The following is a 24,998-nucleotide window of genomic DNA, read 5'->3' as shown; positions in this document are numbered from 1 at the left end:
TCGGTTCCTCCGGTTTCGTGGCGGAGGTTCCAGCCTGCGTTGCGCGACCGCGCAGCTCAACGCATTTTTGCCGGAGGCAGATCACCTGGTGGCGGCGGCTGCCGGACGGCAGCGGGCCAGGTCAGAAGAGCACGGTGGCGAGGGTGCCGACGGGCCGGAATCCGCAGCGTTCGTAGACCCGCCGGGCGGGCAGGTTGAAATCGTTGACGTACAGGCTGACGCTCGGGGCGACCCGGGCCAGCGCGTCGCGGACCACCGCCGCCATCGCCGCCGTGGCAATCCCCCGGCCGCGCCACTCCGGCGCCACCCAGACCCCCTGGATCTGCGCGGTGCGCCGGGTGACGACCGCGAGCTCGGCCTTGAAGACCACCCGGCCGTCGACGAAGCGGGCGTACGCGCGGCCGGAGCGGATCATCTCGGTGACCCGACGGCGGTACCCGCGCCCGCCGTCCTCGGCCAGCGGAGAGACGCCCACCTCCTCGGTGTACATCGCCACCGCGGCCGGGAAGAGCAGGTCGATCTCGCTGCCGCGGACCAGGCGTACCTGCGGATCGGCACGGACCTCCGGCATCGCCTCGGTGGCCAGCAACGGCTGGTTGGGGCGGACGTCGCGGGCCGGTCCCCAGGTGCCGGCGAGCCGGTCCCAGAGTTCCAGGACGGCGTCGGCGCGCCCGACGATGGAGGAGCAGAGCCGCTCCTCGCCGGCGAGCAGCTCGGCGAAGGCGGCGACGGCCTGCGACGAGGCGAGGACCGGGGTGAGGTTGCCGCCGAGCCAGCAGACCGATTCGAGCTGGCGGCGGGAGCCGTAGCCGAGTACCCGGCCCTCGGCCCGCCACCACGCCAGTCCGCGCGCGGCGACCCGCTCCGCGACCTGCGCGCTCGCGTACGGGTCGGAGTCGAGCAACCGTTCGACCGCGCGACGTTCCGACTCCCCCAGTTGCCGCACCGGCGCCGTCAACACGGTTACAGCCTGCCAGATCCGTCCGGAACGCGGTGGCGGACAGTGACCGGTGCCCGACGGGCGGACAGGCCGCTACCGGACGGTGTGTCGCAAAGCACCACACCCCTCCTCCGATGACTTGTCGGCGATGCGTTTCCGATATATCGTCGATGCATCAGAGACAGTTCTACGAAGGAGACGGTCTGATGAGGTTCCACCCACGGGCACATGCCCTGCACGAGGCCCGGATGCGCGGTTTCGGTTTCCCACCCTTCCCGCCCGGTCCGCCCTTCCCACACGGCGGGCACGGTCACGGCCGGGGCGGACGGGGACGGGGGCGGGGACGCCGCCCGAACGTCCGGGGCGCGGTGCTCGCGCTGCTCACCGAGCGGCCGATGCACGGCTACGAGATGATCCAGGAGATCGACTCCCGCACCGGGGGCGGCTGGCGGCCCAGCCCCGGCTCGATCTACCCGACCCTCCAGCTCCTGGAGGACGAGGGCGTCATCGCCGCCACCGAGGAGTCCGGCGGTGGCCGCAAGCGGTTCACCCTCACCGAACAGGGTCGACCCGAGGCCGAGACGGCGGCGCAGACGCCCCCCTGGGCGGAGGTCGCCGAGGACACGATCAACAGTTGGCACGACATCCGCGAGGCCGGCGCGCAGGCCATGAACGCGCTGCGCCAGGTCATGATGACGGGTACGGACGACCAGCGCGAGCGGGCCGCCCAGGTGCTCGACGAGACCCGCCGCAAGCTGTACGCGATCCTCGCCGAATCCGAGTGACCGCCCGCGCCCGACGCGGATCCGCCGCCCCGTCGGCGGCCCGAGAGGATTGCTCTCGGGCCGCCGACGAGCAGCACGAACACACCGGTGCCGCGCCCGCCCACGCCCGAAGGCGCCCTGATGTGCCCGGAGGCCGCCCGGAGGCGCCCTCAAGATCATGCTCGATCCTAGATCGAGTGGCTTCAGCGTCGCGACGAGACAACTCGATCCCGGATCGAGCATGATCTCGCCGTGTCGCCCGGGACGGGCGGGACGGGCGGGACCGGCGGCGACACGCGACAGTGCAGTCCCTGGGCGGTCGTGGGGCACGTGCCGGACGCGTCGACGGGCGGCCACCCGAGGGTGACCGCCCGTCGGTGTCGCCGATGGGTCAGTGGACGCTGACGGTGGCGCCGGGCAGCAGGCCGCGCAGTTCCTCGGGCAGCTCGGCACCCATCTCGTCGGCCAGGCGCAGCGCCTCCTCGATCAGGGTCTCCACGATCTGCCCCTCGGGCACGGTCTTGATGACCTGGCCCTTGACGAAGATCTGCCCCTTGCCGTTGCCGGAGGCGACACCCAGGTCGGCCTCACGCGCCTCGCCGGGGCCGTTCACCACGCACCCCATCACGGCGACGCGCAGCGGCACCGGCAGGCCCTCCAGCCCGGCGGTGACCTCCTCGGCCAGCTTGTAGACGTCCACCTGGGCCCGGCCGCAGGACGGGCAGGAGACGATCTCCAGGCCGCGCTCGCGCAGCCCCAGCGACTCCAGGATCTGCGCGCCGACCTTGATCTCCTCGACCGGCGGCGCGGAGAGCGACACCCGGATGGTGTCGCCGATCCCCTCGGCCAGCAGTGCCCCGAAGGCGACCGCCGACTTGATGGTCCCCTGGAACGCCGGTCCGGCCTCGGTCACGCCCAGGTGCAACGGGTAGTCGCACTGCTCGGCGAGCTGCCGGTAGGCCCGGATCATCACCACCGGGTCGTTGTGCTTGACCGAGATCTTGATGTCCCGGAAGCCGTGCTCCTCGAAGAGCGAGCACTCCCAGAGCGCCGACTCGACGAGCGCCTCGGCGGTGGCCTTGCCGTACTTGGTCAGCAGACGCTTGTCCAACGAGCCGGCGTTGACGCCGATCCGGATCGGCGTACCGGCAGCGGAGGCCGCCTTGGCGATCTCGGCGACCTTGTCGTCGAACTGCCGGATGTTGCCCGGGTTGACCCGCACCGCCGCACATCCGGCGTCGATCGCGGCGAAGACGTACTTCGGCTGGAAGTGGATGTCGGCGATCACCGGGATCTGCGACTTGCGCGCGATCGCCGGCAACGCCTCCACGTCGTCCTGGCTGGGCACCGCCACCCGGACGATCTGGCAGCCGGAGGCGGTCAGCTCGGCGATCTGCTGGAGGGTCGCGTTGACGTCGGAGGTGAGCGTGGTGGTCATCGACTGCACGGAGACCGGTGCCCCACCACCGACCGGCACCGAGCCGACCATGATCTGACGGCTCGCCCGTCGGGGCGCGAGCGGTGGCGGCGGCACGGCGGGCATACCGAGACTGACAGCGGTCACTTCAAGCACTCACCTTGAGAAGATCGAGATCGGGTTGACGACGTCCGCGGTGATCGTGAGCAGCGTGAACGCGCCACCGATCAGGATCACCGCGTACGTGACGGGCATCAGTTTGAAGTAGTCGACGCGGCCCGGGTCGGGCTTGCGCAGCAGCGCGTACACCCAGGACCGGACGCGTTCGAACCAGGCGATGGCGATGTGCCCACCGTCCAGTGGCAGCAGCGGCAGCAGGTTGAACACCCCGATGAAGAAGTTCAACGAGATGAACAGCATGATGAACAGTTCCCAGGCGTCGTTTGCCACCGCCTCGCCACCGAGGATGCTGGCACCGACCACGCTGATCGGGGTGTCCATGTCCCGCTCGCCGCCGGTGATGGCGGTCCAGAGGGCGGGGATCTTCTCCGGGAGCCGCTGCAACGCCTGCGCGGTGGCGACCGCCATGTCACCGATGAAGGTGCTGGTCGCCCCGATCGCGTCGATCGGGCCATGGGAGATCAGACCCGGGGTCGAGACGACCAGGCCCACGCCGAGCGCGGAGACCTCGGTGACCGGCCCGTTCGGGTCGTCGATCGGCGGGCGCTTGGTGGTGGCCAGGGTGGTCTCGGCGGTGCCGGGCTGACCGTCGCGGACGTACCCGAGGGTGGCGGTGCTGCCCGGCGTGGTGGTCCGCAGCGTGGTCAGCAGGTCGCCGTAGCTGGTGATCGGGGTGCCGTTGATCGAGGTGATCCGGTCGCCGTTCTGCAACCCGCCGGCACCGGCCGGGCTCGGCGCGTCACCGGCCTCGCAGGCCCGGTAGGTGGTGTCCGGCAGGACGCACTCCTGGATCGCGATCACCGCCGGCTCGGCGCGGATCTGCTCCTCGGTGCTCGGGAAGTTGGGGTTGGGCAGGCCGAACGTCATCGCCGCCAGCCAGGCCGCGAAGATCGCCAACCCGAAGTGGGTGATCGACCCGGCGGACATCACGATCGTGCGCTTCCACACCGGGTAGCGCCACATCACGCGCTTCTCGTCACCGGGCTCGACGTCGTCGTCCTGCGGCGTCATACCGACGATCTTGCAGAAGCCGCCGAGCGGGATGCCCTTCAGGCCGTACTCGGTCTCGCCCCGTTTGAAGGAGAAGATGGTGGGGCCGAAACCGACGAAGTAGCGGGTGACCTTCATCCCGAAGGCCTTGGCGGTGACCATGTGCCCGGCCTCGTGCAGGCTCACCGAGATGAGGATGCCGAGGGCGAACAGCACCACCCCGAACGCGAACGACATCAAGCTCCTTCCACCGCAGCAGCGATGATCTCCTGCGCGTGCCCGCGCGCCCACGACTCGGCTTCGAGTACGTCCTCGACGGTACCCGGTTCACCGAAATCGGGAGCGTCCTCCAACACCCGCTTCAGCGTGTCCACGATGCCGAGGAACGGCAGTCGCCCGGCGACGAACGCCGCGACGCACTCCTCGTTGGCCGCGTTGTAGATCGCCGGTCGGCAGCGCCCCGTCTCGCCGGCCGCCTTGGCCAGCGCCACCGCCGGGAACGCCTCGTCGTCCAGCGGCGCGAACTCCCAGGTGTGGGCCGTGGTCCAGTCGACGGCAGCGGCGGCGTCGGCCACCCGGTCCGGCCAGCCCAGACCCAGCGCGATCGGCAGCCGCATGTCCGGCGGACTGGCCTGGGCCAGCGTCGAGCCGTCCACGAACTCGACCATCGAGTGGATCACCGACTGCGGGTGCACCATCACGGTGATGTCGGCGTACGGTACGTCGAACAGCTCGTGCGCCTCGATCACCTCCAGCGCCTTGTTGACCATGGTCGCCGAGTTGATCGTGACCACCGGCCCCATGTTCCAGGTCGGGTGCGCGAGCGCCTGCTCCGGCGTCACCGCCGTCAACTCGTCGCGCCGCTTCCCCCGGAACGGCCCGCCGCTGGCGGTGACCACCAGCCGCCGCACCTCACCCCGGCTGCCGCCGCGCAGACACTGCGCCAGCGCCGAGTGCTCCGAGTCCACCGGGACGATCTGCTCCGGCCGCGTCACCGCCGCCTTGACCAGCGAGCCACCGGCGACCAGGGACTCCTTGTTGGCCAGCGCGAGCGTACGCCCGGCGCGCAGCGCGGCCAGCGTCGGCGCGAGCCCCAGCGACCCCACCACCCCGTTGAGCACGACGTCGCACGGCCACTGCGCCAACTCGCTCATCGCGTCCGGCCCGGCCACGATCTTGGGCAGCTTGAAGTCGCCGCTGGTCCAGCCCCGTCGGCTCGCCTCGGCATAGAACGCGAGCTGGAGATCCTGCGCGGCGGACGCCTTCGCCACCCCGACCGCCTCGACACCGAGTTCCAGAGCCTGCGCGGCGAGCAGCGCGACGTTGCTGCCACCGGCACCGAGCGCCACCACCCGGAAGCGGTGAGGATCACGCCGCACGATGTCGATGGCCTGGGTACCGATCGAACCCGTACTACCCAACAGCACAAGATCGCGGGGGGAGTTCACGCGCCCATTCTTCCCCACGCCACCTTGGTGCAAGGAAGGGCACCTTATTAACGCCTCCGGTAGAGCACGGGTCCCCTGCTAACACCTGCACCCCGAGTACACCGCTCGCCGTTCCGCCCGGCCGGACCACCGCAACCCGCACCGCACGCCATCAGAACAGGCTGGCCGTCGCAGCCCGCGCCACAGGCCATCGCACCGCAGGCCATCGCTCAACCGGTCCGGCCCCCGCCGATCCGACGCTCGGCCGTCCGGCATCCGACCTGCGTCACGTAGGTGCGGCCCGCCGGGCGTGCTTACGACGAGGAGACTCGAGCCGCGAAGGGCGGTGGGTAGATTTGTTGTCGTCCTAGCGACAACAAATCTACCCACCCCACCCCGACGACGCCTCCGGTCCGGTAAGCCCGCCGATCAGAGGTCCGGCGCTCACGAAGCTGTGTTGGCACGCGATCATGGAGTCCTAGGCGACACTTCGCACTAATTCACGGCTTTTGTGCGTGCCCGACTCCATGATCGACGCGGGTGGTAGCGAGGTGCGGCGAACAGCGTTAACGGTCGCGCTCGATCCAGGATCGCGTGCGGGTGGTGGCGTGATGCCGCGAACAGCGTTAACGGTCGCGCTCGATCCAGGATCGAGTGGCTTCCCGTGCACCCGGATACCACTCGATCAGGGATCGAGCGTGATCATGAGCGGGTCCGTGGCGGGTGCGGTGGGTGGAGCGGGGGTTCGCGCCGGAGGGGGCTGACCGCTTCAGGGTGCTTCGCGGGCATTCGGCGAAGTGTGGTCGGCGGTCGACTCAGCGGCGGGGTCCAGAGCCGTGAAGCCGGGGGCGGTCGCGGGTCCAGGGCCGGCGTGAAGCCGGGGGCGGTCGACTCAGCGGCCGGTCCAGGGCCGACGTGAAGCCGGGGCGGTCGACTCGGCGGCCGGGTCCGGGGCCGATGTGAAGCCGGGGCGGTCGACGACTCGGACCGGGCAGATCAAGGGGTTGTGCGGTTCCGGTGCGGACCCGTCGAGGGTCGGCACCGGAACCGTTCACGTCGGGCGCGTCGACCGGGCGGTAGTCGCGCCGTCCAGGTCCTCGGCGATGGCGCTCAGGCCTGGGTGTCGAAGCGGCCCGCGCGGGTGGCGGCGACGAACCGGGTCCAGCTCGTCTCGTCGAAGGCCAGCTCCGCGCCCTGCCGGTCCTTGCTGTCGCGTACGCCGACGCTGTCGCCTACGCCGACCACGTCAGCGAACCCCGCCACCTCGACGCATTCGCCGTTCCCGCCGGACCGGGACGACGTGCGCCACACTCCGTCACGTCTCATGGTTCATCTCCTTCGCAATCGCCGTGATCAGCTCACGGGAGTCGTCGACGTCGAGTGTCCGCTCGCCGAGCGAACGCCAGGCGTCCTCGTAGGTCTGAATTTCGTGCGTCTTGTCGAGGTAGACCGCCCCGCACGGACCGTCCATGTAGACGGTGGTCGGCTCCGGCTCCCGCACGTCGGTGGGAAAGTCGAGCACAGTGAAGGTGCCGGTCTCAGCCCAGCGGAACAGCCCGGCGCGCAGGGGCAACACCCGGATGGTGATGTTGTGCTGCCCACCGGCCACCACCAGGGCGTCGAGCTGCCGGGCCATCGCGGCCGGGTCGCGCAGCGGCCGACGGAGCACCGCCTCGTTGAGAATCACGTCGTAGTACGGGGCTCGCGGCACCGCCCGCGCCAGCAGCCGCTGCCGATGCAGCCGCACATCGGCCTTGGCCTGCCGTTCCGCCTCGCTCAGATCAGGGTGGTCAACGGCGATCACCTCGCGCATGTACTCGACGGTCTGCAACAGGCCGGGCACCAGATTGGACTCGTACTTCCGGATCCTGGTCGCGGCGGCCTCCAGGCCGACGTACACCTTGAACCAGTCCTTGATCGCCTCCCCGTAGCTGTGCCACCAACCGTGCGCCTTGGTCTCCCTGGCCAGGGCCCGCATGGTCTGGATGGTCTCCGGCGTCGCGCCGTACAGCCGGCACATGGCCTCCACGTCGTTCGGGTGCATCGGGACCTGGCCGGTCTCGTACCGCCAGACGCGCGGCGCCGACCACTCCAGTTCCTTGGCCGCCGCGACCGCCGTCACGTGCGCGCTTTCCCGAAGCTCTCTCAAATACCTACCGAGTTGCCTACGCGGGACGGTGCTTCCCGGGTCGTCCACGTCATCTCCCTCGCTGTTGTCGCGTAAGGCACCTCATCCCTTGGGCCGCATTCTCCCGCAGATGATTGCGCGCAGCCAATAGCGAAATGACGATCGTAGATAACCGGTCGAACCCACTTTCGCCGGTCACGACCGGGGCGGACGCCTTCCCCAAAACCTCATCCCGGCGTCCGCCCCGGCACGTCACCAATCAGCAGAGGGAGGACCGGCCCGTGGATTCGATCGACGAAAGCCTCGGCGAGATCCCGCTCCCGCCGTACGTCACCGCCGAGGACGTCACCTTCGCGCTCCGAGCCGTCCGGGTGCACGCCGCCGAGCAACAACCCGACGGACCGCGCTGCCGCAACGACCGGGCACCACATCCGTGCCGGCTACACCGCTGGGGCCGCCGGGTGCTCGCCGAGCGTGGCCTCACCGACCACGACATCCAGACGATGCTCGCCGAGCAGGAGACGTCACGCCCATGATCTACAAAACCGGAGAGCGACCGCTCCCCCAACAGGTCCGCGCGGCCACCTTCGACACCCGTCGACGCGGCCTCGACCCCGCCCAGGTGTACGCCTACCTCGACCGAATCGCCGACGAGATGGAACGCCTACGCCGCGAACTCACCACCGCCACCACCGAAGCCGAGCGCATCCGCCAGGCGCTGCGCCAATGGCAGTCCCGGCAGAGCGTCGGCCGCCACGCGGACGCCACTCACCATCGGAGGCCACGATGAGCGCGCCATTCTGGATCATCCACCTGCCCACCAGGCTGACCACCCTGGACGAAGTGACCGCCCTCGCCGTGGCCCTACGCGACTCTCTCGGTCACCTCACGACCATCGACTTCGGCGAGACGACACTCAGCGAAGAAGACCGCCAGTTCCTCCGCCACCGAGTCTGGTGCGACACCCCACTCGACAACGGCGCCCGCTGTCACCACCCCAGCGGCCAATGCATCGCAAGGGTGGTCGACCCGGAGCAATAATGTCCGGGTGGCTGATCAGGTGCTCGTCGGTGGGTTGGCTTGACCCTCGCCGTTCGAGGTCGATCACGGGGCGGGGGACGGACTTTCCACAAGGACGCAACAGATCGGCGGGAACAGAAGGCCGTGGCTCGCAACTCGACCGCAACATCTCGAACCGACGACTCGATGAGTCACCTCTGGCTCCCTTCTCCGCCGACGCCACGGGCGCAACGACCTCCACTTCCACCACCGACTCGGTCTCCCCTACACCGAATCCCTCTTGACTCGGGCGATATCCGCATCCTCGTCCAGTGCGCTTAAGCGAACAGGCGAACGCTCATCGTCAATAACTACAGCGCGAACCACGGCGCCAACAACGGCAGCACGATCGCCTGAGGGCCACGCCGGATCCTTCGTGTTGTCAATAGATCCCGGCGTTCCGTCTGGAAGTATCACGTCCAGGCCCCACTGCCTGACGGCGACCACAGTCACCTGAAACTCTAGATGAAGAATCGAACTCATAATTCACCTTCTACCCTTTTTTGGGTAACCAAGTACGGTTCAAGGTGAGTGCATTGAACTCACCTAGCCGATTATAGGGGATCTCGAACTCAATCCGAGGGGTTCCGCCTGGCCCCTTCCAGTCGTACCTCTTTGCCGCTTTCGGAAAACTTTCCAGGAACGATGGGTGCATGTCATAACGAATCATTCCAGACGCGTAAGGGCCCCGTCCTTGATACTCACTCGCAACACTTCTCTCGCCGAAGTAGACAAGGTCGTTACCGCCCTCGACACGCGAAGATGGATTCGGACCATGATCCAATTCATAGTCTTTGTCTACGACTTTCGGTGTGCGGTAGATAGAAATGAAAGAATCGCCGGCGGCCTCGGCGGCTGAACCGCCATTGTCGCTGCCGCTGGTGCCGCCGTTGCTGCGGTTCGACGCACCCGACGAGCCGCCCGGCTTCGAGTCGCCCTTGCCACCGCCACCGCTGGCGCCCTTGCCGCCGCCGCTGGCACCCTTGCCACCGGCACCGCCGGAGGCTGCGGACGAGCCCTTCGGGTTGGACTTGGCCTGGGCTTGCTTCTGTGCCGGGTTACCCGTCTTCTTCGCCGACTGGGTTGCCTTGTTGCTTGTCGAGTTGACCTTGTCAGCGGCCTTCTTCTTGGCTGCCTGGGCGGCCTTCTTGGCCCGTTCGATGGCCAGCTTCTTGGCCTGCAATGCGGCGGCTTCCGCCGCCCGCGCCGCGGCCAGCACGATCTCCGCGGCCCGCTTCGCGGCCTGCCATGCCTGGATCGCGGCGATCGTTCGGTCGATCGCCCGGATCACTGCCGGGATCTTGCCCAGCTTCGCCCACGGGATCGCCCCGATGATCAGGCTGCCGCACGCCCACATGTCACCGCCGAAGCAGTTCATGGCGTCGTTGATGCCGATAAACTCCTTGAGGATGTACCAGGCCGAGTCGAGGACCACCGACATCAGCGACCGGCCCATGTTGGCCTGCGCCTGAGAGATCATCGCCGCCGACAGTCCCGCACCGGCCAGGGCCGCCGCCGTCTCCGACGCGGTCAACGCCACCGACAGGCCGGACGGGTCCGAGTGGGTCACCGGGTTGTTGTGGGCGTACGTGTAGCCGTTGTTCTGGACCGGGTCGGTCAGGTCCAGGACCGGGTCGGCGGAGATGAACCGGCCCACCTCCGGGTCGTACAGACGCGCGCCCAACGGCACGAAGCCGGACGAGTCGTCGCGTACCGCACCGAGGAAGCCCATGTTGGTGCGCAGGGCGCCGCTCGCGGTGGCCGCTCGCACGTTGCCGAACGGGTCCTGCTTGCGGATCCGATTCTCCATACCGCTGGCGAGGGTCACCTCGGCGTACGGGCTGCCCTGATGGTCGGAGGCCAACGCGGTGAGGGCCTGCCCGGCGGTCCCGGCCACCTGCCGCGCGACCGCGCCGCCCGGGGTGGAGTAGGTGCGCTGGGCGTCGACCGGCATACCGCCCGGCTGCACGGTCAACTGCGCCTCGCCCAGGTTGAGCGTGGCCTGCTGGCCCTGCACGGTCAGCAGGCGGGTGCCGCCGGGACCGTAGATGTGCCGGGTCTCGTCCTGCGCGTTCCACTGCTGGGCGGCCGATCCGCTGGCGCAGGTGGCGAGCACGATCGGGGTGTTGTCCGCCGAGGCGCCGTCCTTCGCGGCCAGGCAGAGGCCGGACGCGGTGTGCTTCAACTGCGCGGTGGAGAGCCGCTCGAACTGCTGGTTGGTGGTGCCGTCACACGTTTGCAGCCGCAGGACCGAGCCGGCCGACGTGCCGGTCGGCTGGGCGCACCACTTGTCGTCGTAGACGGACAGCGTGCCGAGGTTGCCGTTGTTCTGGCCCGGGGTCGGCGTGAAGCCCCACTTCTGCCATGCGCCGCCGTTGCAGGTGAACAACTGGATCGGCTGGTGGGGCTGAGCGAGTCGCTGACTGAGGTCGATGCACTTGGCGGCCAGGCCGACGTACGGGCTGCGGCCCTTGCTGCCCGAGCCGGTGATCCGCTCGATCTGGCCGTCGTAGGTCCAGGTCAGTTCCTGCTGGTCGCCGTTGCTGGTGGAGGTGACCGACTTGGTCTCGCCGGTCAGCTCGTACAGCCGGGCGGCCTCGGAGACGATCGCCGCGCCCTGCGGGGTGGTGTACGTCTTGGTGACGGCGGCGAGGGTCCGTGGCTGGGCCCCGCCCTCCCGGCCGTACCCGTAGGTGGTCTCCAGCGGGGCGGCGGAGGTGCGGCCGGTCAGGTCCCGTTCGACCAGCTCGGTGCGGTTGCCGAGCAGGTCGTATTCGTACTCCTGCCAGTAGCCGGTGCCGTCGACGCCGACCGCCGCGTTGGGCGCGGTCGCGGTGCCGGGGCCGGCGTCGCAGGAGGTCTGGCTGTTGGACGTCCAGGCGTTACGGAGTTGGCCGAGCGGGTCGTAGGTGAAGCACTGGCGCTCCGCGATCGGGGTCGCGTGCTCGCGGATCGAGGTGACGTTGCCGGCGTCGTCGTAACCGTAGGAGCGGTTGGAGACCAGGTGGTTGCCGGTGACCTCGCGGAAGACCTGCTGGCGGGTGAGGGCGCCGCTGGCGTCGTCGTAGTCGGCCATCGTCCACACCCGGTAGGGCTGGGTGCCCAGGGTGGAGCGCAGCACCTGTCCGTACGGCGAGTAGATCGTCTCCGAGCCGTACCAGTCCTTGCCGGAGACCGACAGCGGCAGGCCGTCGGCGGTGTAGCGGACCAGCAGCTTCTCGCTGGGCAGCGGGCCGACCGCCGGCATGGTGCTCGACTCGGGAAGACCGGTGTCGGTGTACGTGTAGTCGTAGCGGTACTGCTGGCTCAGGCCCCAGGTGGTGGCGATGGACTGCGGCAGCGTCAGCGTGGTCGAGGTCGGCTGGTAGTCCTGGGTGTAGCCGCCGATCGACTGGGTGTACGGCAGGCCGTCGGTGTAGCGGGTCGACGTCGCGGGCAGTCCCTTGCCGCCGGCCACCGTGTCATAGGTGAACTGGGAGAGCAGGGTGCCGCCACTGCCGCCGAGGCGCTGCTGGGTGGGGCGGGACAACTCGTCGTACCCGTTCCACACCGTCACGCCACGGGCGTTGGTCGTGGTGAGCGGCCGGTCCCGGTGGTCGTAGGTCATGGTGGTGAGGCCGGTGTCCGGGTCGGTGGTCCGGGTGAGCCGGCCGCGCTGGTCGTACGTCCAGGTCCACGGCAGCGGGTTGGCGGAGTGGTTCGCCTTCACCAGTTGGCCGCGCGAGTCGTACTCGTAGCGCATCGAGGTGAAGTCGGTCTGGGCCGTGTCGCGGAAGGTGTCGACCCGGGTGGTGCGGCCGAGCCCGTCGGTGAAGAGGCGGTACGACGCGGCCCCTCCGGGGTTGGTCACGGTGGAGTGGTCGAGGCCGTAGCTGTACTTGGTGGCGCGTTCCTCGTTCGGCTCGCCGTTGAGCAGCGGGATTTCCTTGACCACCCGGCCGAGGCCGTCGTAGGTGTAGCGGGTGGCGTTGGGCATGACCGTGTCCGACAGCGGCGTGAACAGCTGACCGATCGGCGAGCCTTCGGCGAAGTAGGCGTTGTTGGTCTGCCAGACCTCGCCGGCCGAGTTGTAGAGGGTGTCGGTGATCAGTCGACCACCGTTGGTCGCCTGCACCTGGGACTGCCGTTCCCGGCCCAGTCCGTCGTAGATGGTGACCGAGGTCTGGATGCGGTCCTCGTGGCCGCGGGCGAAGGTGGTGACGTACGGGGGCTTGCGGATGCTCTCGCCCGGGTTCTCCGGGTCGGGGGCGATCGGCGGCAGGGCGTACTCGGCGCGGAAGTCCGGCACCGACGAGGTCGACGGGGTACGCCCGGCGCCCCACGCCTCGACCAAACGGCCCAGCCCGTCGTACTCGGCGTGGCTGACGCGGTCGTTCGGGTCGGTGGTCTTGAGCGTGACGCCCCGGCCCGGATCCAGCTCACGGGTCTGCTTGTGCCCGAGGGAGTTCTCCTCGGTGACCGAGTACGCCTGCCCGCTGGCGGGGGTGTAGGTGATCTGGGAGACCTTGCCGTCCGGGTCGGTGCGGGTCCGCACCCGACCGACGGCGTCGAAGCTGGTGGTGCCGTCGTTCTGGAAACCGGAGCCGTCGGCCCTCAGCGACCAGGTCTGGGTGGCCAGACCGCGACCGCTCGCGGGCAGCGCCGCGCCGTAGGCGGTGCCGTCGTAGGCGACCCGGCCGGCGGAGGCGAGCGAGGTCAGGTCGTCGAAGGTCGCGGCGGCGCAGGTCGTGGCGCTGCTGCGGATCTGCCGGGTCAGGCCGATGACGTGCTTGTTGGTGTGGTGCGCGTACTCGACGAAGGTGCAGGACTCGTCGCCGGTTCGGCCGGTGTCGCCGAGGGACTCGATCCGCTCCGGCAGGCCGTGGGTGCTCTCGTAGGTGGTCCTGGTCTCGACGGTCCGCAACGTGCGGGTGTCGTCGCCGGTGCCGGACGACCGGGCCACCGCCTTCTGCCGGGTGTCGGTGACCCGCCACGCCTTGAGCGGGCTGAGGCCGTCGTCGCGGGGGCGGGAGGCGAGTTCGGTCGCCGTCGGGTAGGTGACGCTGCGGGTGAGCCAGTTGGCGTCAGCGTCACCGGCGCTGGCGTAGGTCAGCTCCTCGGCGACCCGGCCGGCGAAGGGCTCCCGGTCCTTGGCGATCTCCTCGCCGCTGCCCACGTTGTCCTTGACGGACACGGTGTCGCCCATGCCCCGGAAGTAGCGGGTGACGGACTTGGTCCGCTCGCTGCCCATCTCGGCGACGGGCGGGCCGGTGAGCACGGTGACCTGCTCGAAGCCGGCGAACTGGGAGTAGGTGCGGCTGGACTTCTTGGTGAACTCCGCCTCGGCCAGCCTCCAGCCGGCGTTCGCGTACTGGTAGGTGGTGACGGTGGAACTGGAGGCGCCGTCGATGGCGGGCAGCTCCTCGACGGACTCCACCACGTACTTGTGGAACCAGTCGATCTCGTCGTCGTTGGCCGGGTCCGGGTGCCAGAAGTTGGGGTAGCAGAGCCGGGTGTTCGACCTCAGCCCGGCGGTGTCGGTCTTGCCGGGTAGGCCGGTGCCGTCCGCGCAGGCGCCGGTGGGCTTCTTGTACGTGACGACGGTCTCGCCGCCGTACTCGTTGACGACCCGGGCGATGCGCAGCCGGGAGAAGCCGGGCCGGTTGTCCTTGCGGACCCGGTTGGGCATGTCCTCGGAATTGTGTACGAACCGCACCGGGTTGAGCGACTCGGTGTCACCGCCGACGCCGTACCCGGTGCGCTCGATGGACTCCAGCCACAGCGCGGTGTTCGTCCCGGTCCACTCCACCGGGAAGGACTGCCTGAGCTGGTACTCGTCCACCTTCTGCAGGGCGGTGGAGCCGCTGCGGCGCTGCGCGAAGGTGGTGATCTTCTCAAGCCGCACACGGGTGAAGAAGGATGGCGAGGCGTTCCAGCACTTCTTGCCCGCAACGCAGTTGAGGTCGGCCGGGGTGTCGTACCAGATGCGGTAGTCGTGCGGGATGGTGCTGTTGAAGTTCTCGTCGGAGCAGGTCAGCGAACCCTGGTTGTAGCAGCGTTCCTTGACGTCGAACTTGACTCGGGCCAACGGCGGGGTCGCGAAGACGTTGTTGTTGGTGTTGCGCTGGCCGTAGTCGATGTTCAGCAGGTGGCCGCCGCGGTCGTACGGGACGGGCTTGGTGAAGTTGAAGTTCTGCGCGTAGCGGTTCCTCTCCTTCTCCCACCAGAGGGTCATCACGTTGCCGTGGATGTCCTCGACGTAGTCCAGCGACCACCGCCACCCCTGCTCACAGGCCGAGCCAACCCAGTTCCCCGCCTTGTAGCAGTCCTCACCGGCGTGGTTGCCGTAGACCGGCACGGCCAGGACCGAGTTGGTGACCGGCGCTCCGGTGGTCCAGCCGGGCAGGCGGTGCAGGCCGAAGTGGTACTTGGTGCCGTCCCTGGTGGTGACGACCCAGTACTCGCCGTCCTCGTCGCCGTTGTCGAGATTCGCGTTCTTGAGCAGCTCCACCTTGGAGCCGTCGCCGTTGGCGGTGGTCCACGTCTCGGCCGACTCGCTCCAGACCAGCTCGGTGGTCATGCCGCCGAGGGAGAGCGTCGCGTTCCTCGAGCCCCAGCAGAGGTCGGCGGTCCGGTGGGTGGCGTTGTTGGAACCGGCCTTCTTGGAGTCCTGACGGCAGTTGACGTAGGTCCGCGTGATCGAGCCGGCGGCGTAGTCCCAGCCGTCGCCGATCCAGGACGCCTGGTTGTTGGTCGCCGAGGTACGCCCGTCCACCGACTGCGACGAGTACGACAACGCGACCTTCGGCGTCGGACCGCCGGCCGTCTCGGGCACCTGGACCTGGTACGAGTAGGTGAACGCGCCGGAGGACGAACCCGCCGCCCACGAGCCGGAGAAGAGCAGAGGGGTGGCGGTGAAGTCACCGGCCGCCGAGGCGCCGGTGTCGAGCACGCCGACGACGCTGCTGCCTGACGCGGCGGACTGGGCGCCGATCGCCGATCGACCCGCCACCGGCGTGGCGTCACCGAGCAGCGCGCCGACCGGCAGGCTGCTGGTGACCATGCGGCGGGCGGGAGCGCCCTCCTCGACCCCGGCGACCCGTGCGCTGCGGGCGGAGGAGCCGGCGACCGGGACCAGCTCCACCTCGCTGGAGACGGTCTGACCGGCGATGCTCGCGGGGTCCGCCGTTCCTCGGGCGGCGTCGTCGGGGGCACAGTCGCCACCGTCGGGGTCGTCGAAGACGCAGTCGGGCAGCAGCATGACGCCGAACCGGTCGGCGGCCTGCGGGCCGTAGAAGTCGGCGAAGGGCGTGTAGTCGACGGTGAGGGCGACCTCGGCCTCCGGGTCGGCGGTGGCCGGCGGGGTGATCTTCATGATCAGGCCGGACACCCCGGCGTCGTGGGACGCCTCGGGTGCGGCCAGGTCGACGGCCCAGGTGCCGGCGAGGGCAGCGGGATCGCCGCCGTCCGGCACGCCGAGCGCGACCGGCAGGTCGTCGACCGGCAGCGTCTCACCGGGCGTCACCCCGGTCAGGTCGACGGTGCCGCTGCCCTCTTCCCATGCCTCGACGGCCGTGGGCTCGTAGAGCTCCGACGGTTCCGGCTCGTCGGTGAGCAGGTTCGCCACCGCCTCCTCGTCGGGCGAGACCTGATCGACCTCCGGAATCTCCGGCAGCTCGATGGCGCCACGGCTCATACCCGGTCCGGGCTTCGCGAAGGCGGGCGCGGGCAGTGTCGTTACCGCCATGGTCATGGTGAGCGCCAGGACGAAGGTCGTACGGGCGGGACGACCCCACCGCCGAGCCAGCAAACCGGTACCACGCATGCGCGTCGACTCCCACCCAGGCGTCAAGACGAAAGAGGACGGTGCGGAGACCGCACCGGGCACATGCCAGGTGCGGCCCGTGCGTGAGCACCTTCCGTCAGAGCGCTGAGTAGCTCAAGGTCACCTAAAGTGATCAACATCGAGTTGGAGTGATCCCCGTCACGCCACTATTGCCGCAGTAAATCTCTGAACATCCCGAAGATCATCTAAACGCACAGATCCGCCATGTCCGACAGGCCGGACCCGCAAATCCAGACACAAGATCAAATTCCGGCGTTACGGCACATATTCAAGGAGTGAAGATCACGGATCGATAACGTTGACGGGATAGACGGGACATACCGGTGGCGTGCGATCGTGTGCCCGCATTTCTGCCCCACGGCCCGCCGACAGGGGCGGTTCTGCACGCCGTCTTCCTGTCCGCCCGGCCCCACGGGAGTAGACCGCCGTGACTGTGCCTCGCCTGCTCAGCCCACTCGTGCGTACGCGCACCCGGCTGTTGTGCACCATGGGCCTTCTGCTGGCCGCCGTCGTCGCGGCGACGCTGCCGTGGTGGCCCGGATTCGACCGACCCGACTCCCGGCCGGCCACCGCCACCCCGGCCGTTCCGGTGTCCACTCCCCCAGTCGACGAGGCCACCGCGATGGCCGAGGCGCTGCGCACCGGCAAGGAGGTGCTGGTGGAGACCGCCACCACGCCCACCTCGCTGACCTGGGCACTGCCGAGCGGTCGCTGGCGCTCCACATCCCACGCGGTCCCACAGCGCGCCAAGGACGCCACCGGGCAGTGGGCGCCGATCGACACCGCGCTCACCCGCGACGGCGCCGCCCCCGACGGCCTCGGTATCCGCCCGGTCAACGCCGCGGTGCCGGTACGGTTCGCCGGCGGCAGCGAACCGAACAGCCCCGAGCCGAGCCCCTCCCGCCACGCGCTGCGGCTGGTAGCCAACACGCGGACAGAACCGGCCGACACGCCGCTGGCCGAAGTGGAGATCGACGGCCACAAGGTCACCTACCTGTGGCCCGGTGCGCTGCCGGAACCGGTGCTCGACGGCCCGCGCGCCCTCTATCCCGAGGTCCGGCCCGGCGTGGACCTGCTCCTGGTCGCCCGCGACGACGGCGGCCTCGGCCAACTGCTGATCGTCAAGACCCGGGCGAGCAGCACGATCGACGCCGTCCGGTCCCTCGTCTACGGCCTTGAGTCCCCGACCGCGACCTTCCGCCACGACCGGGAGACCGGCGGCGTCCGGATCCTCGACTCCGTCGACGGGGCGGAGATCGGCTCGATCCCCACCCCCTTCGCCTGGGACTCCGCCGGTCAGGAACCCGAAGCGCCCCCGGCCGCGCCCCGCACCGCCGTGGCCACCAACGCCGACGTGCTGAACCTCTCCGGTCTCAGCGGCGTCGAGCCGGGCGCCCGCCACGCGCGGATGCCCACCCGCCTCGACGGCGACGGTTCCGGGCAGGTACGCCTGCACCTCGACGCCGCCGCCAGCGGGCTGCTCGACGACGCCGACGCGATCTTCCCGATCTTCCTCGACCCCACCCTGAACACCACCACGCAGGCCTGGGCCACCGTCTACAAGCAGCACCCGAGCACCAACACCTGGAACGGCACCAACTTCAACTCCGGCAGCACGGACGCACGGGTCGGTCACGAGCAGAACACGCCGCTGACGGCTCGTTCCTTCTGGCGGATGGGCTTCAAGAGCACCCTGAAGGGCCCGGACATCGACACCGCCACATTCCGGGTGCTCAACGTCCACTCCTGGAACTGCACGCGCCGCCAGATGGAGCTGTGGCACACGGCGGCGATCTCGTCCGGCACCACCTGGAAGAAGCAGCCGACCTGGCGCTCGGTCCAGGACAAGCAGTCCTTCGCCTACGGCTACGACGGCAGTTGCGACAACGACTACGCCCGCTTCGACGTGGCGGCCGCCGCCCGGTCGGCCGCCGACAGCAGCGACTCCACCCTCACCCTGGGCATGCAGGCGACCAGCGAGTCCGACACGCTGACCTGGCGCCGCTTCCGGGTCAGCACCGCCCAACTGACGGTCGAGTACAACTCGCCGCCCAAGGAGCCGACCGGCGGCAGGAGCACCCCCGGCGGCAACTGTGTGCCCGGCCCCGGCAGCGGAGTCACGGTCGCGAGGACCAACCTGGAGCTGTACGCGAAGGCCACCGACCCCGACAACAACCTCAAGGCGCTGCGGTTCCGCTTCTGGAAGACCGGCTCGACGGTGCCCGCCGGGACTCTGGTCACCGCCACCAGCAGCGGTGAGGCACGCCTCACCATCCCGTCCAGCAGCCTGGAGGACAAGGCCACCTATTCCTGGGATGTCCAGGCCGAGGACCACGTGGGCGCCACGTCGACGTACTTCCCGCCGGGCAGCGAACCCTGCCGACTGAACGTCGACGCGTCCGCGCCCCCCGCCCCGACGGTGACCAGTGACGTGTGGCTGGAGGGCAGCCACGACGGGGACACCTGGGCGACGGTGAAGTTCGGCGGGACCGGTCCGATCACCTTCAGCGCCACCGGCGCGGTCCGGTTCACCTATGCCTTCGAGTCCATCGGCAGCACGTCCGTGAACGCCATCAACGGCACTGTCACCGTGCCAGACCTCAGACCACGGCACGCCGGACCCACCACCCTGCAGGTGTACGCCTACGACGCGGTCGGCAACCGCAGCGTCCGCACCGACTACACCTTCTTCGTGCCACCACGGGACGAGGCCGACGGTCCCGCCGACATCACCGGTGACGGCCGACCCGATCTGCTCATCATCAACGGCGACGGAAACCTGCGCACCTACGTCGGCGACGAGGGCGGTGAGCTGTACGACCACCTCGCCGCCTCCTACGACGACAAGGGCGAGCAGAACCCGCCCGGGCACTGGTACAACCCCGCCACCGGCCAGGCCGCACTGATCACCAAGCACTCCGACGCGTACCCGGGAGACGGGCTCACCGACCTGTTCGCCCGCACCCCCGACGGTGGGTTCTGGCTCTACCCCGGTGACGGGTACGGCAGCTTCAACGTGGACAAGCGACTGCGGATCCTGCTGCCCGCCCATGTGCCGGCCCCGTCGACCTGGACCCAGATCAAGGCGCTCGGCGACATCACCGGTGACGGCAAACCCGACCTGGCGCTGCGCTCCGGGGCCCAGTTCTGGGTGCTCTCCGGCTACACCGGGGCGAGCTTCCAGGAGGCGACGCTGATGGAGGGCACCGCCTGGGCCCGTCGGGAGATCCTGAACATCACCGACTTCGACCGGGACGGCACGCCGGACCTGCTCTGGCGCAACCTGGACGCCGGCACGCTCTACGTCCGCCACGGACGACCCGGGTCGGGCCCGAACAGCGTCAACCTGGACTCGCTCAAGCAGGCGGCCAACTCCCGCGACGGCGACGTCCAGATCGGCACGGGCTGGACCGAGACGACGTACAACGCGGTCGTTGGCATCCCCGACGTCAGCGGCGACGGGATCCCGGACCTCTGGGTCCGGGCGGGTGTGGACGGGAAGATCCAACTGCATCGACCGTCCTTGACCAACATCGACGCGTCGGTGCAGATCGTCCTCTCCATGAACTACCACTTGTTGCGGGCCTTCGGTTGACCTGTCACTCCTGCGGAGCCCGGAACCCTGGTCGTGAAGGATCCGCGCCTCGGCGAAGGGCTTCGCGGGACAGGAAGTCGGCGCGACGGATCACGTCCGGCAGGCGGTAGCGCGGGCTCAACGCCAGCGTCAACGCGGTCACCCGGTCCAGGTCGGTGCGGTGGCCCACGGAGACGAAGACCGGCTTGACGTCGGTCTGCGTACGCAGGGCGTGGCCGAGCACGTTGTCACCGTCGCGCAGTACCGACCGGTCGCCCCGGCGCGGACCGGGCTCGGCGTACGTGCCGACGAAGGGGGTCTTGGCCACGCCGAACGTGGGCAGGCCGGTCACCACGCCCAGGTGGCAGGCCAACCCGAACCGCCGTGGGTGGGCGATGCCGTACCCGTCGCAGACCACGGTGTCGGGACTACGGTCGAGCCTGTCCAGCGCGGTGAGCAGCATCGGCACCTCGCGGAAGGCCAGCAGCCCGGGGACGTACGGGAACGTCACCTCGCCGGGGACGACGACGGTCTCCACCTCGACGCCGCTGGTCAGGTCGACGAGCACGGCGGCGGCGACGATCCGGGTGGAGGTCTTGTCGTAGGAGACGTCGACTCCGGCCACCAGCCTCGGCGGTTTCGCCGGGCCGCCGGTCAGGTCGAGGTGTCGGCGCAACTCCTGCTGGACGCGTTCGGCCTCGGCGACGGTACGCGCCTCGACGGTGGCCAGAGCAGGGTCGGGGTGCATGTCAGGCGGGCCGGTGCCGGACGAAGGTCTCCAGTTCCTCGCCGCCGTACCAGTCGGTGCGTCGGCCGACGTGGGTCATGCCGAGGCGACGGGCGACAGCCGTCGAGGCGGTGTTGCCGGGCGCGACGACGGCGTGGACGAGGGGTGTGCCGGTGGCGAACTCCCGGTCGAGCAACGCCTCGGCGGCCTCGGTGGCGTACCCGTTGCCCCAGGCGTCCGGGTGCAGGTGCCAGCCCACCTCGATGTCGCCGGTCAGGATCTTCTCGTCGCGGCCGGGCAGCGGTTTGAGCATGGCGGTGCCGACGACCACGCCGGTGTCGCGGACCTCGATCGCCCAGGTGCCGTACCGGTCACCGTGGTCGGCGTGCCGTCGCCGCCATGAGGCGAGGCGGTCGACGGCCTGTGCCGGGTCGGTCAGCGGCAGGCCGGACGTGGCACCGAGCCATCGGGCGATCTCCGGGCGGGAATAGATGTCGAAGAGTCGGGTCAGGTCCGCGGGTGCGTCGGTCCAGTGCCGCAGCAGCAGCCGGGGCGTGGAGAGGATCGCCATGGTCCGCGATCGTAACGGCGACCGGTGACAGTGCGACGCGATCGCCCCGGCCGGAGCGGGCGGCACCGGCCGGGGCGGGCGGCACCGGCCGGGGCGGGCGTCGGTCAGGTCACTGCCAGAGAGCGTTGGCGACCTGGGGGTAGAGGCCCTCGGGGTGGGCCCGGAACAGCGGTTCGGTGCCGAACAGGGTCACGGTCGCGCCCTGCGCCACGCCGCTGACCACCACGGCGTGACCGGCGGCGGCCTCCTGGCCACCCCAGTGTCCGGCGAGGAAGAAGCCCTCGGCGGCCAGGCGTTGGTCGACGCGTACGCCGTCGCCGACCCGGGTGAAGTACTGCGGCGCGTCGACGAACGCGGTCGGCAGCGCGTCACCGGTGATCGGTGAGGCCGGATCGTTGTGTACCGCGACGATGCCGTTGGCGTCGCTGCGGCCCGCCGCGATGGTGACGTCGAGCAGTCCGGCGCGGTCGTTGAACAGCTTTCCGCTGCTCCCCCGGCCCACCACGGTCCCGCCGTCGGCCAGCCACCGGCTGAACTCCGCACTACGGGTGGCGTCCAGGCCGAGCGGGTTGAACGTGGTGGTGGAGACGAAGAGCGCGTCGAAGTCGGCGAAGGAGAGCGTCCCACTGTTGAACGCGGTGTGCGTCACCGAGATCGGCGCGAAGCCCATCTGCCGCAACGCGTGGATCTCACCGGCGTTGGCCGCGACCCCGAGCCGGACCCGGGACACCGGCACGGCGGTACGCGCCCGCGGCGGCGTGATCTTGGTGAAGTCGACGCCGTACGCCTCGGCGATCGGGCGCACCACGGCGGCGCGGGCCGAGACCACGAACGTCCCGTCGGGGGTACGTCCCAACGTCACCCCGTCGCCGAGGAGCCGGTTGACCGCCTGGATACCGGCGACCGAGTCGACGACCAGCCCGTACTGGGTGCGGTTGCCCGGTGCGACCGAACCGGCGGCACGGGCCTCGGTGACCGGGCGGAGCACCTTGCCGTCGAGCGGGACGTTCGCGGTCACCCGCTGCACGGTCGCGCCCCAGAGGTGACCGTGGCTCCACGCCGAGATGTCGTACATCGCGTCGAAGTCGTTCGTCACGTCCCGCCCGACGTCGAGCAGGGCGTTGACCAGGCCACGCTTGGCCTGCCGCAGGTCCACCACGTACGCGCCGGCCTCGTGGCGCGTGCCGTCCAGCGTGAACGGTCGCGCGGCACGGTGCACCACGATGTCGTTGTCCAGCATGAACTGCACCAGGCGGGCCGCCGCGGTCTCGCTGCGCTGACCGGTGCCGGCCGGGATGACGTACGCGCGGGGGAAGCCCTGCGGCTGCGTCCTGGCGTTGTCGCCCCGGGCCAGGGAGAGGGCGAGCGGGTCGTCGATGGGTCGGGTCGGCTCCCCGGCGGCCCCACGCCGGAACCATTCGAGCTGGTTGGCCAAGAGTGCCGACCGGTTCTCGGTGGCGTACCGCAGGTTGCCCTCGATCGACGCCCGGGCCACGGCGGTGTTGATCCGGGTACGTTCGTGCCGCTCCGCCTCGGTCAGGTTGCCGCGCGGGTTCAGCGGCACCTCGATGGTGTGCCCGATGCTGCCGTGGTACATCGAGTACATCGGCGTGAAGATGGGCGGCCAGTCGTCCCAGCCCTGGGCCCGGTCGCGGAACGGGATGTCGGCACGCCGCCCGCCGTCGCCGTCCGCGCACGAGGCCCGGGTCTCGCCGGTGGCGAGGACGGCCTGTTCCATGGCGAGCGCGTTGCGCAGCGCGTGCCGGATGTAGAGGTCGTACTCGTAGTTGTCGCCGTGCGGGCCGGTGGTCGGCTCGATCAGCGTGCAGGAGACGTACCCGTGGATGTCCAGCATGGTCAGCGGGCTGTAGCGGACGAGTTGCGCGCGCACGGCGCGGACCTCGGGTTGCGACGCCGTGATGAAGTCACGGTTCATGTCGAACCCGTTGGCGTTGGCCCGGGTCGCCGCGACCCGGCCGTCCGGGTTGCTGGTGACCACGAAGGCGATCACGTGGCGGTCGAGCATCCCGACGACCTCGGGGTCGGTGGAGAAGGCCAGCTCCCGGAGGACCTGGAGGCTGGCGTCGGTGCCCTCCCACTCGTTGCCGTGGATGTTGTTGTTCACGAACAGCGGCGTACGCCAGGTGTCGTAACCGCCGGCCGCCTGCGTGGCCCGCGCCGCGTCCGGATCGCTGAACCGTAGGTCGGAGAGTTTCTGCCAACTCTTCCAGGCGGCGTCGGACATCGGCGCGGTGGCCACCACCAGGTGCAGGTCACGGCCGAGCACGGACTGCCCGATCACCTCGACGCTGATCCGGTCGCTGCGCTGCAAGGCCCGCAGCGCGGCCGGGATGTCGTGGTACGGGATGAGGTTGAGCGGGATGGACGCGTCGGTCAGCTCCACCGGCACGTCCTGGATCACGTCGTTGCGCGGTTTGCCGGGCAGCTTCGCCGACGGGACCGGCAGCGCGGGTTGCCGGCCGAGGGCCTCGGCGGAGCGGGCCTGCTGCTGCGGTGACCCGACGGTGAACGGCAGGTCGGTGTCGGACTGGCCGCGAGGTGCGGAGACCGACGCGCCGTCGGGATCCGGGACGGCCGGGGCCGCCACGGCGGCGGGCGCCGGTCCGAAGAGGAGCACCGCGGCGAGCAGCGCCATGAGTGGTCGTCGAACAGCCACGCACGTACCTCGTCTCGAGGGAGGTGGGATGCCGGGACTCGTGATCGCCGGCACCGTGATGATTGGCTGTTCTACCAGCGGCGACAGTCCTACGTCGATAGCTCGTGGCGGGTCGACTCGAACGTCTCGACCTCGGTGCCGCCGTACCAGTCGGTGCGTCGGCCCAGGTAGGTCATGCCGAGGCGGCGGCAGACCGCCGTGGACCGCTCGTTGCCCGGCATCACCACGGCGTACACCCGCTCGGTGCCGGTGGCGAACTCGCGGGACAACACCGCCCGGGCCGCCTCGGTGGCGTAGCCGTGTCCCCACGAGTCGGGGTGCAGGTGCCAGCCGACCTCGATGTCGTCGGTCGGCGTCATGCCGTCGGCCCCGGGCAACGGCTTGAGCAGTACGCTGCCCGCCACCACTCCGGTCTCCCGGACCTCGATCGCCCAGAGGCCGTACCGGCCGGCGTACGGGGCGTACCGCTCCCGCCAGGCGGCGAGCCGGGAGGCCGCCTGGTCGGGCTCGGTCAGTCGTCCCGCTCCCCCGCCCAGCCAACGCATCACCTCCTCGCGGGAGTAGAGGTCGTAGAGCCGGCTCAGCTCGTCCGGCGTGTCCCGCCACTCGCGCAGCAGCAGGCGCTCGGTCACGTCCACGGTCATGGCCGCCGATCGTAACGACGCCGACCGCCGCGCGTTGGGTGTGCTGCCGGCGACACCAGGCGTGGGCGCAGCCGC

General features: G+C 69.8%; 16 protein-coding genes. 5 read left to right on the top strand and 11 right to left on the bottom strand.

What is annotated here, in order from left to right; genetic code table 11:
* Nucleotides 1-121: 121 nt before the first annotated feature.
* Nucleotides 122-961: a DUF4081 domain-containing GNAT family N-acetyltransferase gene (locus tag ACFYTT_RS12425; RefSeq protein ID WP_176092987.1), complete on the bottom strand. Its 840-nt coding sequence runs from the start codon at nucleotides 959-961 to the stop codon at nucleotides 122-124.
* A gap of 185 nt (nucleotides 962-1,146) precedes the next feature.
* Between ACFYTT_RS12425 and ACFYTT_RS12420 the strand changes: the two genes are divergently transcribed.
* Complete coding sequence (locus ACFYTT_RS12420; RefSeq protein WP_176092986.1) at nucleotides 1,147-1,725, top strand: PadR family transcriptional regulator; 579 nt, start codon at nucleotides 1,147-1,149, stop codon at nucleotides 1,723-1,725.
* A 370-nt stretch (nucleotides 1,726-2,095) separates the two neighbouring features.
* Here ACFYTT_RS12420 and ispG read toward each other — a convergent pair whose 3' ends face one another.
* The 5 genes from ispG to ACFYTT_RS12395 form a co-directional block, all read right to left on the bottom strand.
* Nucleotides 2,096-3,268, bottom strand: coding sequence for a flavodoxin-dependent (E)-4-hydroxy-3-methylbut-2-enyl-diphosphate synthase (ispG, locus tag ACFYTT_RS12415; protein WP_131052779.1), 1,173 nt, complete (start codon nucleotides 3,266-3,268; stop codon nucleotides 2,096-2,098).
* Between the two features lie 9 nt (nucleotides 3,269-3,277).
* Entirely contained in the window at nucleotides 3,278-4,528 is a 1,251-nt protein-coding gene (locus ACFYTT_RS12410; protein WP_387258962.1) for a M50 family metallopeptidase, read from the bottom strand.
* Nucleotides 4,528-5,739 carry a 1-deoxy-D-xylulose-5-phosphate reductoisomerase gene (gene dxr, locus ACFYTT_RS12405; protein ID WP_387258960.1) on the bottom strand — a complete coding sequence of 404 codons (1,212 nt, stop codon included), beginning with the start codon at nucleotides 5,737-5,739 and terminating at the stop codon, nucleotides 4,528-4,530. Before dxr ends, ACFYTT_RS12410 begins: the two co-directional genes overlap by 1 nt.
* A gap of 1,089 nt (nucleotides 5,740-6,828) precedes the next feature.
* Entirely contained in the window at nucleotides 6,829-7,029 is a 201-nt protein-coding gene (locus ACFYTT_RS12400) for a DUF397 domain-containing protein (protein WP_387259732.1), read from the bottom strand.
* A 4-nt stretch (nucleotides 7,030-7,033) separates the two neighbouring features.
* Entirely contained in the window at nucleotides 7,034-7,915 is an 882-nt protein-coding gene (locus ACFYTT_RS12395) for a helix-turn-helix domain-containing protein (protein ID WP_387258958.1), read from the bottom strand.
* 212 nt (nucleotides 7,916-8,127) lie between these two features.
* Between ACFYTT_RS12395 and ACFYTT_RS12390 the strand changes: the two genes are divergently transcribed.
* The 3 genes from ACFYTT_RS12390 to ACFYTT_RS12380 are packed head-to-tail and all read left to right on the top strand — an operon-like array spanning nucleotide 8,128 to nucleotide 8,887.
* Nucleotides 8,128-8,382, top strand: a complete 255-nt coding sequence (locus tag ACFYTT_RS12390; protein ID WP_350693718.1) for a hypothetical protein — start codon at nucleotides 8,128-8,130, stop codon at nucleotides 8,380-8,382.
* Nucleotides 8,379-8,636: a DivIVA domain-containing protein gene (locus tag ACFYTT_RS12385; RefSeq protein WP_387258956.1), complete on the top strand. Its 258-nt coding sequence runs from the start codon at nucleotides 8,379-8,381 to the stop codon at nucleotides 8,634-8,636. The genes ACFYTT_RS12390 and ACFYTT_RS12385 overlap by 4 nt, the downstream gene beginning before the upstream one ends.
* The gene (locus ACFYTT_RS12380) at nucleotides 8,633-8,887 is read left to right on the top strand and encodes a hypothetical protein (RefSeq protein WP_387258954.1); all 255 of its coding nucleotides are present in this window, start codon (nucleotides 8,633-8,635) and stop codon (nucleotides 8,885-8,887) included. Before ACFYTT_RS12385 ends, ACFYTT_RS12380 begins: the two co-directional genes overlap by 4 nt.
* A 511-nt stretch (nucleotides 8,888-9,398) precedes the next feature.
* Here ACFYTT_RS12380 and ACFYTT_RS12375 read toward each other — a convergent pair.
* Complete coding sequence (locus tag ACFYTT_RS12375; protein WP_387258952.1) at nucleotides 9,399-16,709, bottom strand: ricin-type beta-trefoil lectin domain protein; 7,311 nt, start codon at nucleotides 16,707-16,709, stop codon at nucleotides 9,399-9,401.
* A gap of 448 nt (nucleotides 16,710-17,157) precedes the next feature.
* Here ACFYTT_RS12375 and ACFYTT_RS12370 point away from each other — a divergent pair, with 448 nt between their 5' ends.
* Nucleotides 17,158-20,325 (top strand): FG-GAP repeat domain-containing protein, encoded by a 3,168-nt coding sequence (locus ACFYTT_RS12370; RefSeq protein WP_387258950.1) that lies wholly within the window; start codon nucleotides 17,158-17,160, stop codon nucleotides 20,323-20,325.
* A gap of 4 nt (nucleotides 20,326-20,329) precedes the next feature.
* Here ACFYTT_RS12370 and ACFYTT_RS12365 read toward each other — a convergent pair whose 3' ends face one another.
* The 4 genes from ACFYTT_RS12365 to ACFYTT_RS12350 form a co-directional block, all read right to left on the bottom strand.
* Entirely contained in the window at nucleotides 20,330-21,052 is a 723-nt protein-coding gene (locus ACFYTT_RS12365; protein ID WP_387258948.1) for an endonuclease V, read from the bottom strand.
* Nucleotide 21,053: 1 nt separating this feature from the next.
* Nucleotides 21,054-21,602, bottom strand: coding sequence for a GNAT family N-acetyltransferase (locus ACFYTT_RS12360; RefSeq protein WP_387258946.1), 549 nt, complete (start codon nucleotides 21,600-21,602; stop codon nucleotides 21,054-21,056).
* Between the two features lie 109 nt (nucleotides 21,603-21,711).
* The gene (locus tag ACFYTT_RS12355; RefSeq protein ID WP_387258944.1) at nucleotides 21,712-24,279 is read right to left on the bottom strand and encodes a M14 family metallopeptidase; all 2,568 of its coding nucleotides are present in this window, start codon (nucleotides 24,277-24,279) and stop codon (nucleotides 21,712-21,714) included.
* Between the two features lie 89 nt (nucleotides 24,280-24,368).
* Complete coding sequence (locus ACFYTT_RS12350; protein WP_387258943.1) at nucleotides 24,369-24,923, bottom strand: GNAT family N-acetyltransferase; 555 nt, start codon at nucleotides 24,921-24,923, stop codon at nucleotides 24,369-24,371.
* Nucleotides 24,924-24,998 lie beyond the last annotated feature (75 nt).

Source organism: Micromonospora sp. NPDC003816, assembly GCF_042874705.1.
GTDB lineage: Bacteria > Actinomycetota > Actinomycetes > Mycobacteriales > Micromonosporaceae > Micromonospora.
The sequence above is the reverse complement of the archived record's forward strand: the minus strand, read 5'-3'. Positions and strand labels throughout refer to the sequence as shown.